The following is a 13208-nucleotide window of genomic DNA, read 5'->3' on the forward strand; positions in this document are numbered from 1 at the left end:
CGCGGCAACCGCGAAAAAATACCCAACCGGTTCATAATAAACACCCTGGCGCGGGGTGGAGCAGCCCGGTAGCTCGTCAGGCTCATAACCTGAAGGCCGCAGGTTCAAATCCTGCCCCCGCAACCAATATCCCCAAAAAATAAACCAAATCTTATCGCTGGAACGAAGACTTCATCTTCGCTGGCGATCGTTGCTCGTCGTCCTGTGGACCATAACCTGAAGGATGACGAGGATAAGTAATCGATTGAGTATCGATTACCCGACGAACGGCAAAAAGCATCACACGCAACCAAAGCCCAAAAAACATCAATAAAATCAAAAAGCCCGGTGCATAAGAAGCCGGGCTTTTGCCGTTTCTGATAGATGATGAAAGCCGGGAAAGGCAAAGTCATCCAACAAAACCACGGCGCCAGCAAATCCATATCCCAATATCGTGATAGCAAAGAATTTTGTCGCCCCGTAGCAAACTGATAGAAGCCCAAGCGAAACCATCTCAACGGAGACTGTGATGAAGCTCTATTACAAACCCGGCGCATGTTCATTGGCACCTCACATCGTGCTCAGCGAAGCAGGCTTTTCCTATGATCTGGAAGTGGTCGATCTCAAGGAAAAGAAAACAGCGAGTGGTGCCGACTACCTGAAAATCAACCCGCGTGGTGCAGTACCTGCGATCGAGGTTGAACCCGGTGTCGTGATTACGCAGAACGCGGCAATCCTGCAGTATATCGGTGATCATTCAGATGTTGCAGCCTTCAAGCCTGCCTATGGCACGATTGAACGCGCCCGTTTGCAGGAAGCACTCGGCTTCTGTGGTGATCTGCATACAGCGTTCGGCGGTCTGTTCGCGCCCAATTTGACGGAGCAAGCAAAGACCACAGTGGTTGCCTCCATCAATCGTCGCATGGGTCAGCTTGAAGCGATGCTTTCGAGCGACCACGACTTCTGGCTTGGGGCCGATTTTACCCAACCCGATGCCTATGTATCCGTCATCATTGGTTGGGGCCTTATGTTGAAGGTCGATCTGACTGCCTATCCGAAGGCTCTTGCTCTGCGCGAACGCGTCATGGCGCGTCCGGCCGTGCAGAAGGCTCTCAAAGAAGAAGGCTTGATCTAAAGCGCATCCCGAAAGGTGTGAAACGGCTTTCGGACAACGATGCGCGTTAAAACAGAAAATTAGAGCGCGATCGGATCGAAACGCGCTCTAAACACTCAAAGCCCGGTGGCAAAATGTCGCCGGGCTTATTGATTCTAAAACGATGAATTGAAATCTGCTTGCATACCATCGACGCAACCAACGGTGCGACAGCTCTAACTATTCTCAGGAACATGCGGTGGGTTCGGTGTCAGCGCGTTCGAGGAAGGGGCGGCTTCTGCTGTCTGGGCTGTGGCCGCAGCCGTGCCCTCCTGCTCAAACTTATCGACATGCATTGACTGGTTCTTACGCCATCCGCCATGAAGATAAAGCGCGCCAGCCATAAGCATCGTCGAAAGCATGGCAACAGGGAAGCTGAGCCATAGGGCATCCGGTCCGAGCCAGTCTCTCATGCCGACGGCAACACCAAGCCGCACCGGGTACATCGAAACAAACAGAATGATAAGCGGCCAGATAACTTGTCCATTCGCCCGTACGGTGCCAAACAGAACCATGGAAACGCCAAAGGCGATAAAGCCCCAGGTTGCGATCTTGCCGATGTGCTGACCGATCGGGATGGCAGGGCTGTCAGAGCCCAGGAATATCTGCATGGCCTGCTTGTCGGCAATGAGCAGCACAACAACCAGAATACCAGTCATCAGAATAGCGTAGAAGACGCCGATCCGTGTGATGCTGTTGACGCGATCCCATTTGCCAGCGCCGATATTCTGCGCAGCCATCGCACTCACCGCTGCGCCAAGCGCCATAGCCGGCATCTGAACATAGGTCCATAATTGTTGTGTTGCGCCGAAGGCTGCGGTCGTATTGACGCCTTCCTGATTGACCAACCGCATCATCGTCAGCATGGCACTCGAGACCACGATCATCTGAATACCCATCGGAAGCCCTTTGCTGAAAATCAGCTTCAAGACCTTGAGGTCCGGCACCAGAAGCCAAAGCTCCTGTCCCTTGAGACGCAACGGCAAATCCTTGCGATAGACATAGATGAGCATGGCCGCGAGACTGATATAATTGGCCACGGCTGTGGCGAGTGCCGAGCCTGATATGCCAAGCGCGGGAATTGGGCCGATCCCGAGAATGAGCAGCGGGTTAAGCGCTATATCAAGGATGACGGCGAGGCCCATGAATATCAGAGGGGTCATGGAATCACCGCTGCCGCGTAGCGCCATCATAAGGATAGTCTGCATGAGAATGGCAGGCATTGCAACGAAGGTTACTTGCAGGAAAGCGCGCGCCAGCGGTTCAATCGTTTCCGGAGTGCCGAGCAGACCCAGGACATAGGGTGCGAGGAACCAACCAACCACAGCCACGATAATGCTGACAGGAATGAAGGCTCCGAGTGTCGTACCTGTGATGGCGCGTGCCGTTTCGATATCCCGCCGGCCAAAGGACTGGCCGATCAGAATCGTCGAGGCCATGCCGAAGCCGAAGACAAAGGCGGTTAGCAGAAACATCACCAGATTGCCGTTTGTTGTCGCTGCGAGAGCGTCTGTCCCCAGCAACTGACCGATCCAGATTGTATCGATGGAGCCGTTGGCCGATTGCAGGATTGACGAGCCGAGCGTTGGCAGAGCGAACAGCAACAGTGCTTGATTGATGGGCGCGGTTGTCAGATCAATGGTCTTTTTCATCCGGCCTCAATCATGTTGGACTGTATTACGTCATGGTTACGCGACTATCTAGTTCGCTTGATAATGCTTCCAAGTCTCAAACAATACAAATCGCTATCTTGGACGATCCAGTCTAATTTCGATGAAGATATAGCAAAAACAATGTTCTGGCTTTGAAACTGTCATTTGGCTGCTATCTTGTACCAGAATCAGGCGGGGCAACGTTTCATCCGATGCACCGTTTTGCTCGCAAGAACACAGATTTTCGGAATGGTGTGGCATGATTTCACGTTTTCTCATTGCTGGCATGACCTTGGTGTTGGCTGGCTCAGCGAATGCTCAATCGGATACTGCTCATCCAACATCTCTGGATAAGATCATCCCTGTTTCACAAGTCAGCGGCGTTGATATTGTGCGGCTTATAGAGCTGCCAAAGGCGCCAAAGAAAAGCGGAGACGCCGCTTCTTGTGATAACCAGGACACCAAAACGACAAGTGCCGAGGCGCGTGCGGTGGAAGAGCGGGGCTGGGCCGTGACCGGGCAAGCGAAGCTTGGCGCGTTGCAGGCTGTCAGTTTCGTGGCTGATATGGAACAAGGAACGAGCGGATCGTGCTTGTTGAAAGAAGGTAATCTTGCCTTTTATGAAGACGGCAAACTTGTTGCACTTGTGTATGCCGCCAAAAATGCAAGCCTCAGTTTGGGTCGTGTCGAACAGAACGGTGACGGCATACGCATTTGGGATGGCGACTGGGTACAGCAGCCGGTTGCTGATGTGAAGCTGGTTGGTGGCAAAGGTATCATTGTCACCGCATTACCGGGCGAAGAGAAATTCTGTTCTGGCCAGGTGACGGTACCTAATATTTATCGACTGCCGATTAGTCTGGCGCGTATCATGCTCATTGAACATGGCTGGCAGCCAGAAGAAAGTAAGGACGAGCTGGACATCATATCGAAGGGTTTGCGAGAGATGGGTATCAGCGAGGTTGATGGCTGCTCAGGAACTGGCTTCGGCTATTGCGGCTTCTCCTATAATAATGCCGGCCACAGCCTGTCTGTCACAACGGTAGGTGATACGCCATCGGTCCTGTCTTATGATGTGAAGTGCTCGAATTAGAGTGTAGTGCTCATCCCGAAAAGTGCGAAGCGGTTTTGCAGAACACGATGCGCGCAAAATAGATAGAGCAGTTCCAACATTTAATGAAAATTGGAAATGCTTTAACGCGTGCATCTCAAAAAGTTGAGGGCACTGATCTAATCAGCCACGATCTTTGCTTTCACGAAGACATCGTAGCGGGTGCTTTTACCGAGAATCTGATGGGAGGGCTTGCGTAGCCCTGCCATGGGCTCAGCGCGCAGCGGCCATTTCAGCACGACACGGTTTAGCGCGTGTTCAAGAGCCACAAGCATCAGCTTCTCAGAGTCTGCATCGGTGCCGACGATCTCGCGGATCTGACGCATTTCCTTTTTGACCAGAGCCGTATTGCCTCGCGGTGGATGCATGGGGTCAACAAGAACGACCATTGGCTTCAATTCCGGTATCAGCAGGCAGGAATCGCCATGTAATAGCGTCATGCGCGCCACTGTTTCCGCATATTGACCGCCTTCAGCTGCAGCGCGCGCCAGCCCTTCAGCCAGCAGCCTGTGCATTTTCTCTGATCGCTCTATCAGCGTTACCTTCGCACCCAGTGCGGCGAGCAGAAAAGCGTCGCGGCCAAGACCGGCTGTTGCATCCACAATGTCTGGCGTGATGCCACTTGCGAGACCCGCCGCCTTTGCCAGAGCCTGTCCGCGTCCCTCACCGGAACGAAAGCGATGCCCGACGGCACCGCCGACAAAATCAACAACCAGTTCCGATGTGTCTATTTTCTGCGACATGGGTATTTCCGAAACATAGCCATTGTTAGAAAGGGCAAGGGGCTGCGAATTGCACATGCCTACCATCCGGGTGATGGAAAGCGACTTCTTCTGCATGAAGAAGCAAGCGGTCTGCTGCGCCAAGTGCCTCACCTTCGGCATAAAACTCATCGCCAAGAATAACATGCCCCAGCGCTTTCATGTGAACGCGCAATTGATGAGTACGACCAGTCAGCGGAAACAACTGCATCCTCGTGCTGTTTTCATGACGCTCCAGCACCTGCCAGTGTGTTTGGGCTGGCTTGCCGTTATCAAAATCGACACGATGACGCGGTTTATTGTCCGGATCAATTGCCAATGGCAGATCGATCAGTCCCTCGTCTTGTTCCATTCGACCCCAAACCTCGGCAATGTAGCGCTTCTCTGTCGTGCGCGCTTCAAACTGCGCAGCAATAGCGGCGTGGGCTTTGCGATTGAGCGACATGAGCACGAGACCGGACGTGTCCTTGTCCAGACGATTGATCATCAAAGCTTTTGGAAACTGCTTTTGGACGCGTGTGGCCAGGCTGTCAGAAAGTGCCGGATGACGTCCGGGCACGGATAACAGTCCGCTTGGCTTATCCAGAACCAGTATATCCTCGTCGCGATGGATGACCGAAACATATGGCTCTAACGGCGGATTATAAACGGGAGAAACATCTGACAACACACTCATGACGGCCTTCTAGCACGGACTGGCCATTGCTGAGAAGCGGTGGCCGGAAGCACTCAGCAAGATCATTCTGTGTCAGGCGAGTTGACCTCTTGGCTTTGTCTCTTACTTCCTTTGCAAGTGAGGCTTGTTCGATTTCAAAGAGGAAATTGCTATGACGAAAGTGAATGTAGCTGTTCTGGTTGGGAGCTTGAGAAAAGATTCTTTCAATCACAAGGTTGCGCTCGGTTTGAATGCAGTAACACCAGACGACATGGCATTGACGATTGTCGAGATCGGCGACCTGCCGCTCTATAATCCGGATCTGGATACCGACGCCCCACTCGCTGCCTGGAAACGTTTCCGTGCTGAGGTGAGCAAGGCCAATGCCGTGTTGTTCGTAACGCCGGAATATAACCGGTCTGTGCCGGGGGGCTTGAAGAACGCGCTCGATGTCGGTTCACGTCCATATGGCCAGAGTGTCTGGAGTGGAAAGCCTGCTGCGATCATCAGCGGCTCGCCGGGCAATATTTCGGCCTTCGGTGCCAATCATCATCTTCGTCAGTCGTTGGTATTTCTGGATATGCCGACTTTGCAGCAGCCAGAGGCTTATCTCGCACATGTTGACAAGCTGCTGGATGAAAGCGGCAAGCTGGTGCCTGATACGGCCAAGTTCCTCGGTGAGTTCCTGAAGGCATTTGATCGGTTTGCTCAGAAGAACTTTTAGCGGCTCTTCAATCCGCAAGCATTACGGTATCTCAGGCGTGGTCCAGCAGTTGATGATTGTGGGCCGCGCAGGGGAGAACTGACGTCAATCAGCGATGTTCGGTGCGATGTCGTTTCAATAGATAAAATGGCGGAGAGGGTGGGATTCGAACCCACGGTGGAGTTACCCCCACGCCGCATTTCGAGTGCGGTACTTTCGACCACTCAGCCACCTCTCCGCATTGTGCACCACGGGTAAAGCGATCCATAAAATCGCGCCGTTGATAAGCATCTAAAGCGAATGCTAAGTGTGTAGCGGCTCAATAACGAGCCAGAGACGATTAGACAAGAGCTAATTTGCATTCTGTTGTGAAAATTCTTGACTTTTCTGCTGCTTCACACCTATAAGCACCAGACTTCAGGCGTGGAGTAATCCGCGCCTATTGTTTTGATTGCGAAATTTCGGGTTTCCGGAGTTGTAATCAAGGGCATAAAGCCCACTCACCAACCGACTGATAAAAAGACGGCCCATCACTTCGGCGCAAATGTCGTGGAAATGAGAGCTGGACCGAACAACCGAAAGGACAACAAATGTTCGCAGTCATTAAGACCGGTGGCAAGCAGTACCGCGTTGCCGCAAATGACCTGATCAAGATCGAAAAAGTTGCTGGCGAAGCTGGCGACATCGTAGAATTCGCAGAAGTTCTGCTGGTTGGCACGACGATCGGTGCTCCGACCGTAGCTGGCGCTCTCGTAACGGCTGAAGTCGTTGAACAGGGCCGTGCACGCAAGGTTATCGCGTTCAAGAAGCGTCGCCGTCAGAATTCGAAGCGCACCCGCGGTCATCGTCAGGAACAGACGACGATCCGTATCTCGGAGATCCTTACCGACGGCGCAAAGCCATCGAAGAAGGCCGCTGAGAAGAAGGCTCCTAAGGCAGACGCCGCTGAAGGCGAAGTCGCAAAGCCAAAGAAGGCAGCGCCTAAGAAGGCTGCAGCCAAGGCCGAGTCGGCTGAGTAAGTAGAAGAGATTGAAGGAGAAATCCAATGGCACACAAAAAAGCTGGTGGTTCGTCGCGTAACGGTCGCGATTCAGAGTCGAAGCGCCTTGGCGTGAAGAAGTTCGGCGGCGAAGCTGTCGTTTCTGGCAACATCATCGTGCGCCAACGCGGCACGAAGTGGCATCCGGGCGCCAATGTTGGCCTCGGTAAAGACCACACCATTTTTGCTACCACCAACGGTTCCGTTGCTTTCCGCACGAAAGCCAACGGCCGCACCTACGTATCGGTAAACCCGATCGCGGAAGCAGCAGAGTAAGCCGGGCACTCATAAATACCGGCGTCCCATTGGACCCGGTATATATGGCGACCAGCCTAAAGATCGAAGGGGAGATGGGACAACCATCTTCCCTTTTTGCATCTGGAGGACAGACAAATGGTCGTCGAAGTTTTAGAAGAAGAATATTACGAGAGCTGTAGCGAGCGGGAGGCCAGTTATGCTGATCTCTCGCCTGGATTAGCAGATCAGTTAGATTGCCCCGTCCTCGTAACGGACAGGCTGGTTCTCCGCCCGCCACATACCGAAGACGTGGATGCAATTTCCTATCTTGCCAATAACGCCCGCGTCTCGACTATGCTCGCCCGTATGCCTCATCCATACACCCGCGAAAATGCCGTGGATTTTGTCGAGCGCGTGCGAAAAGGCGAGATGGGCAATTGCATTTACGCAATCACCCAAGCTGAAACCGGTATCTTTATGGGTTGTTGTGGCATCCACCCGCATAGCCACGGCGAAGGCCTGGAGATCGGCTATTGGCTGGGTGAGCCCTATTGGGGGCATGGTTTTGCCACGGACGCTGCCCACGCATTGATCGATCTGGCCTTCCGTGCCACGCCAATCGAACGGTTGCATGTTTCGTGTCACGCTAGCAATGGCGGTTCGCGTCGCGTGATTCATAAGTGCGGCTTTCAGTTCAGCAGCATGGGCATGGCGGATTCACTAGCCGCCGGAAATGTTCCAGTTGAGCGCTATGTCCTCGACCGGCGGACCTGGATCGGCTTGAGAAGCTGGCAGTCATAATCAAAAAAGGTCCTGCGTGAAAATCGCAGGACCGATAATCATCGGGGAATATAATGAACGATATTTACGCTGTCGCCCGTGAAAGGGTTGTTGTTCGCGCACTGGATAAGGGAGACCTGCACCGGTTTCGCGCGATCCGCTTGTCTGCATTGCAGCTTGCACCGCAAGCTTTCGGGTCGACCTTTGAAGAAGAAAATGCCTATTCCGACAGCGTGTTTGCGCGCCGTCTGGAGCAGGTGAACGGCAATGTCATTTTCGGCGCCTTTGATGGTGAAAACCTGATGGGTATCGCCGGCTTGTTCCGCCATGAACGCAGGTCCGAGCGTCATCGTGGCACTCTGGTCAGTGTCTATGTCGCGCCGGAAGCGCGTGGCTTGCGACTTGGCAGGGCGCTTGTTGGGCAGATTATCGAACACGCGGCTGAGCACGTCGTGATACTGGATGCGAAAGTCGTGGCAACCAATGAGCCTGCGAAGCGCATCTATTATGAGCTTGGTTTCAAATCCTATGGTGTTGAGCCGAAGTCGCTTTATGTGCAGGGTCAGTATCTGGATCAGGAACTGCTCTATATTGATTTCAGTGATCCTGCGTGGAAACTGAATTTAGGCTGAAAACCTTATGTTTCTGCTGTTTGCAGGACACGGGTTTTGCTGTAATTGCAAATCGGATTGCGCGAGATTGCGCGCAATCCCAAAGTTTAAGACGCACCCAAGTCAAGTTCTATTGCGTCGTAAGAGGTAAGGTTCAATGAAATTTCTCGATCAGGCCAAGATCTATATCCGCTCCGGTAATGGCGGGGCGGGGGCCGTGTCGTTCCGCCGCGAGAAGTTTCTTGAATTCGGTGGCCCTGATGGCGGTGATGGCGGGCGCGGTGGCGACGTCTGGGTGGAAGCCGTCAATGGCCTCAACACGCTGATTGATTATCGCTATCAGCAACACTTCCGGGCCAAGACCGGTATGCATGGCATGGGCCGCAACATGACCGGCGGCAAGGGCGATGATGTCATCCTCAAAGTGCCGGTTGGCACGCAGATTTTTGAAGAAGATGATGAAACGCTGATCTGTGACATCACCGAAATTGGTCAGCGTTATCGTCTGGCCAAGGGTGGTAATGGCGGCTTTGGCAATCTGCATTTTACGACCTCTACCAATCGCGCGCCACGTCGCGCCAATCCGGGTCAGGACGGTATTGAGCGTACACTTTGGCTGCGGCTCAAGCTGATTGCTGATGCTGGTCTGGTCGGCCTTCCGAATGCGGGCAAATCGACCTTTCTGGCAAGTGTGACGGCTGCAAAGCCCAAGATTGCGGATTATCCTTTCACGACACTGCACCCCAACCTCGGTGTCGCGCGCGTAGATGCGCGTGAATTTGTCATCGCTGACATTCCGGGCCTGATTGAAGGCGCTAGTGAAGGCATTGGCCTTGGCGATCGCTTCCTGGGCCACGTCGAGCGTACCCGCGTGCTTCTGCATCTGGTGTCGGCGCAGGAAGAAGATGTTGCGAAGGCTTACACCGTCATTCGCGGTGAACTGGAAGCCTATGAACATGGCCTTGCGGACAAGACGGAAATCGTGGCGCTGTCGCAGATCGATACGCTTGATCCGGATGCACGCAAGGAAAAGGTGAAGGCGCTGAAGAAGGCTTGCGGACGCGATCCGCTGCTGCTTTCAGCGGTCAGCCATGAAGGCTTGAACGATGCGCTACGCCAGCTGGCTGCGGTTATTGATCAGAGCCGGGCCGTTGAAGCCGGTACTGCTGAAGACGAATAAGCATAGGGTTTTATTTGGTCGTGCATCTTGTCCGAAAACCGCTTCACGCTTTTCGGCATGCGCTTGAGAATGCGGCGAGGGAATGAAGGCATGTTGAAACAACTCAAAGACTATCGCCGCATCGTTATCAAAATCGGATCAGCCCTTTTGGTGGATCGCTCAACTGGTCTCAAGCAAAATTGGCTTGAGAGCCTGGGTCAGGACATTGCGGCGCTCCATCATGCGGGCGTCGAAGTTCTGGTTGTTTCATCCGGCGCTATCGCTCTTGGACGCACGGTTCTTGGTCTGCCCAAGAAATCGCTCAAGCTTGAAGAAAGTCAGGCAGCAGCCGCCGCCGGACAGATCGCGCTCGCAAAAGCCTATGCCGATGTGCTCGGCGGCCACGACATCAAGTCGGGTCAGATTCTCGTGACCCTTTCGGATACGGAAGAGCGTCGCCGTTATCTCAATGCACGCGCAACGATTGAAACGCTTCTGAAGCTCGGAGCAGTGCCGATCATCAACGAGAATGATACGGTTGCGACGACTGAAATCCGTTATGGCGATAATGATCGTCTCGCAGCCCGTGTTGCAACCATGATGGGTGCAGACCTTCTTATTCTGCTTTCGGATATTGACGGCCTTTACACGGCACCGCCGCATAAAGACCCGAACGCACAGTTTCTGCCGCTCGTTACAACAATCACACCTCAGATTGAGGCGATGGCGGGTGCTGCGGCATCAGAGCTTTCACGCGGTGGCATGAAGACCAAACTTGACGCCGGCAAGATAGCCAATGCGGCAGGCACTGCGATGATTATCACCTCTGGTATACGTATGGGGCCGCTTTCGGCTATTGATCGGGGCGAACGCGCGACATTGTTTGAGCCAGCGCGTGCGCCGGTAAATGCATGGAAGACGTGGATTTCCGGCAATCTCGAACCTGCTGGTCGTTTGCGTGTCGATGCTGGTGCAGCCAAGGCGCTGAAATCGGGCAAGTCGCTTTTGCCTGCGGGTGTGAAAAAGATTGAAGGCCAGTTTGAGCGTGGCGACACGGTTGCGGTTCTCAACGAGGACGGCCGTGAAATCGCGCGCGGTCTGATTGCTTATGATGCGGAAGATGCGCGCAAAATTGCCGGGCACAAAAGCGATGAGATCAGCGCCATTCTTGGCTATGATGCGCGCGCTGCAATGATCCATCGCAATGATCTGGTGGTACGGGGTGTGACCACTAGCGAGACGGAAGAAGCATAAGGGGAAGAGGATGTTGAACAAAGTGGACGCCGGAACTGACATCGCAGCCATCATGGCAGAAGTTGGTCGTAAAGCCAGACAGGCAGCGGCTCCGCTTTCCATCGCTTCGCCTCAACAGAAAAACAAAGCCCTGCTTGCTGCTGCAGATAGCATTCTCGCAAGCAAAGATGCCATTCTTGAAGCCAACAAGCTCGATCTTGCCAATGCTGCGGAAAGCGGGATGGCAGCTTCGTTTGTTGATCGGCTGACACTCGATGACAGTCGTATTCAGGCAATTGCCGACGGCATTCGCGCTATTGCTGAATTAAATGATCCAGTCGGTGAAGTGATTGCCGAGTGGGATCGTCCGAATGGTCTCCATATCGAGCGCGTTCGTACACCATTGGGCGTCATCGGTGTGATCTATGAAAGCCGTCCCAATGTGACGGCAGATGCTGGCGCACTATGTCTTAAAGCTGGCAATGCGGTCATCCTGCGTGGCGGTTCAGATTCCGCGCATTCGTCGGCTGCTATTCACAAGGCACTGGTTGCGGGACTGGAGGCAGCTCAATTGCCTGCCGATGCTATCCAGATCGTTCCGGTTACTGACCGTGCGGCAGTTGGCGAAATGCTAAAAGGTCTGAATGGCGCGATTGACGTGATCGTGCCACGGGGCGGCAAAAGCCTCGTTGCGCGCGTGCAATCGGAAGCGCGGGTGCCGGTTTTCGCGCATCTTGAAGGCATTTGTCATCTCTATATCGACAAGTCCGCTGATCTCGATATGGCGCGTGCGATTGCTGTGAACGCAAAGATGCGCCGCACCGGTATTTGCGGTGCGACCGAAACCTTGCTTGTGGATCGCGCGGTAGCTCAAACGCATCTGGTGCCGGTTCTTGAATATCTGGCTGCAAAGGGCTGCGAAATTCGCGGCAGCGATGAAGTCATAGCACTTTATGCAACCGCCACGCTTGCTACGGAAGAAGACTGGTCGACCGAATATCTGGATGCGATCATTTCGGTGGCGCTGGTTGATGGCGTCTCGGGTGCGATTGAGCATATCAACCGTTACTCCTCCCACCACACAGAAGCTGTTGTAGCTGAGGATGCGGATGTTGTTGCGCGCTTCTTCAACGAGATCGACTCTGCCATTCTTCTGCACAATGCCTCGACGCAGTTTGCAGATGGTGGCGAGTTCGGCATGGGGGCTGAAATTGGTATCGCGACCGGAAAGATGCATGCGCGTGGTCCGGTTGGCGTCGAACAACTGACCTCTTTCAAATATCGTGTTCGTGGGAACGGACAGGTTAGAGGCTGATGAAGTTCGGCTTCAGGCTTTCCGCATTAAAGGCGAGTTATCCGGACGTTGATGCGCAATATTTGCGTATGCCGCATGTCGAAAAGGGCATGACGGTAGGCCTGTTTGGCGGCTCGTTCAACCCACCGCATGGTGGTCATGCGCTGGTCGCTGAAATCGCCATTCGGCGGCTGAAGCTTGATCAGCTCTGGTGGATGGTGACGCCCGGCAATCCGCTGAAGGATAAGCGCGAACTTGCCCCGCTTGCTGAACGTCTGGAGCTCAGCGAGCATGTGGCAAGCGATCCGCGCATCAAGGTGACGGCGCTGGAAGCCGCGTTTGACGTGCGCTACACAGCCGACACTCTGGCGCTGATCCGCAAGGCCAATCCCAGTGTGCATTTCGTCTGGGTTATGGGGGCGGACAATCTCGCTTCCTTCCATCGCTGGCAGCGCTGGCGGGAGATTGCGCAGAATTTCCCGATTGCAGTCATCGATAGGCCAGGTTCGACCTTGGCTTATTTATCGTCACGCATGGCGCAAACATTTTCCGATAGCCGGTTAGATGAACATTACGCCCCGCTCCTTGCGCGGCGTACACCACCGGCCTGGACCTTCATTCACGGACCGCGATCCTCGCTCTCATCGACCGCACTCCGCAAACAGAAATTGAAAAAGTGAATGGTGTAAGCCATTCAACACTCTTGAAAGAATACAGGGACTCTGCCTATCTTAGGTATGTACGGTGCTTATGAATGCCGTACTGCGTTGTTCTTGTCGGAAAGGAACTACACTGAGAACAGCAATTGAGAAGAAGGCTCACCACGCGCCTTCACCGGTCG

14 protein-coding genes and 2 tRNA genes are annotated in these 13208 nt (G+C 53.8%); 12 read left to right on the top strand and 4 right to left on the bottom strand.

Annotation, left to right across the window (positions count from 1 at the left end; all coding sequences use genetic code 11):
- Positions 1–49 precede the first annotated feature (49 nt).
- Together QSJ70_RS19035 and gst are read left to right on the top strand one after the other, a co-directional pair.
- Positions 50–126: transfer RNA gene (locus QSJ70_RS19035), tRNA-Met, on the top strand.
- A 382-nt stretch (positions 127–508) separates the two neighbouring features.
- The gene (gst, locus tag QSJ70_RS19040; RefSeq protein WP_285538759.1) at positions 509–1114 is read left to right on the top strand and encodes a glutathione transferase; all 606 of its coding nucleotides are present in this window, start codon (positions 509–511) and stop codon (positions 1112–1114) included.
- A 194-nt stretch (positions 1115–1308) separates the two neighbouring features.
- Here the strand turns inward: gst and QSJ70_RS19045 are convergent, their stop codons facing one another.
- Complete coding sequence (locus tag QSJ70_RS19045; protein WP_285538762.1) at positions 1309–2784, bottom strand: MATE family efflux transporter; 1476 nt, start codon at positions 2782–2784, stop codon at positions 1309–1311.
- 259 nt (positions 2785–3043) lie between these two features.
- Here QSJ70_RS19045 and QSJ70_RS19050 point away from each other — a divergent pair, with 259 nt between their 5' ends.
- Positions 3044–3877, top strand: coding sequence for a hypothetical protein (locus QSJ70_RS19050; RefSeq protein ID WP_285538764.1), 834 nt, complete (start codon positions 3044–3046; stop codon positions 3875–3877).
- A 137-nt stretch (positions 3878–4014) separates the two neighbouring features.
- On the opposite strand, the gene QSJ70_RS19055 is transcribed toward QSJ70_RS19050, so the two are convergent.
- Entirely contained in the window at positions 4015–4638 is a 624-nt protein-coding gene (locus QSJ70_RS19055) for a class I SAM-dependent methyltransferase (RefSeq protein WP_079212341.1), read from the bottom strand.
- Between the two features lie 25 nt (positions 4639–4663).
- Positions 4664–5332 carry an RluA family pseudouridine synthase gene (locus tag QSJ70_RS19060; RefSeq protein WP_285538769.1) on the bottom strand — a complete coding sequence of 223 codons (669 nt, stop codon included), beginning with the start codon at positions 5330–5332 and terminating at the stop codon, positions 4664–4666.
- Positions 5333–5483: 151 nt separating this feature from the next.
- Here QSJ70_RS19060 and QSJ70_RS19065 point away from each other — a divergent pair, with 151 nt between their 5' ends.
- Positions 5484–6035 (top strand): NADPH-dependent FMN reductase, encoded by a 552-nt coding sequence (locus QSJ70_RS19065; protein ID WP_285538770.1) that lies wholly within the window; start codon positions 5484–5486, stop codon positions 6033–6035.
- Between the two features lie 127 nt (positions 6036–6162).
- On the opposite strand, the gene QSJ70_RS19070 is transcribed toward QSJ70_RS19065, so the two are convergent.
- Positions 6163–6252, bottom strand: a tRNA-Ser gene (locus tag QSJ70_RS19070).
- 352 nt (positions 6253–6604) lie between these two features.
- Between QSJ70_RS19070 and rplU the strand changes: the two genes are divergently transcribed.
- The 8 genes from rplU to QSJ70_RS19110 all read left to right on the top strand — a co-directional run bounded on the left by rplU (position 6605) and on the right by QSJ70_RS19110 (position 13047).
- Positions 6605–7033, top strand: coding sequence for a 50S ribosomal protein L21 (gene rplU / locus QSJ70_RS19075; protein WP_007876949.1), 429 nt, complete (start codon positions 6605–6607; stop codon positions 7031–7033).
- 26 nt (positions 7034–7059) lie between these two features.
- On the top strand, positions 7060–7329 hold the full coding sequence (rpmA, locus tag QSJ70_RS19080; protein ID WP_007876947.1) for a 50S ribosomal protein L27: 270 nt from the start codon (positions 7060–7062) through the stop codon (positions 7327–7329).
- 117 nt (positions 7330–7446) lie between these two features.
- Positions 7447–8091 carry a GNAT family N-acetyltransferase gene (locus QSJ70_RS19085; protein ID WP_079212339.1) on the top strand — a complete coding sequence of 215 codons (645 nt, stop codon included), beginning with the start codon at positions 7447–7449 and terminating at the stop codon, positions 8089–8091.
- Positions 8092–8144: 53 nt separating this feature from the next.
- On the top strand, positions 8145–8702 hold the full coding sequence (locus QSJ70_RS19090; protein ID WP_007876943.1) for a GNAT family N-acetyltransferase: 558 nt from the start codon (positions 8145–8147) through the stop codon (positions 8700–8702).
- 136 nt (positions 8703–8838) lie between these two features.
- A complete protein-coding gene (obgE, locus tag QSJ70_RS19095; RefSeq protein WP_007876941.1) occupies positions 8839–9861 on the top strand; it encodes a GTPase ObgE in 1023 nt (340 codons plus the stop codon).
- Positions 9862–9951: 90 nt separating this feature from the next.
- Positions 9952–11094, top strand: a complete 1143-nt coding sequence (gene proB, locus QSJ70_RS19100; protein WP_113158659.1) for a glutamate 5-kinase — start codon at positions 9952–9954, stop codon at positions 11092–11094.
- A gap of 10 nt (positions 11095–11104) precedes the next feature.
- Positions 11105–12388, top strand: coding sequence for a glutamate-5-semialdehyde dehydrogenase (locus tag QSJ70_RS19105; protein ID WP_285538782.1), 1284 nt, complete (start codon positions 11105–11107; stop codon positions 12386–12388).
- Entirely contained in the window at positions 12388–13047 is a 660-nt protein-coding gene (locus QSJ70_RS19110) for a nicotinate-nucleotide adenylyltransferase (RefSeq protein WP_285538784.1), read from the top strand. Before QSJ70_RS19105 ends, QSJ70_RS19110 begins: the two co-directional genes overlap by 1 nt.
- The last annotated feature ends 161 nt before the right edge of the window (positions 13048–13208 follow it).

The organism is Brucella sp. NBRC 12950, assembly GCF_030268145.1.
Lineage (GTDB): Bacteria > Pseudomonadota > Alphaproteobacteria > Rhizobiales > Rhizobiaceae > Brucella.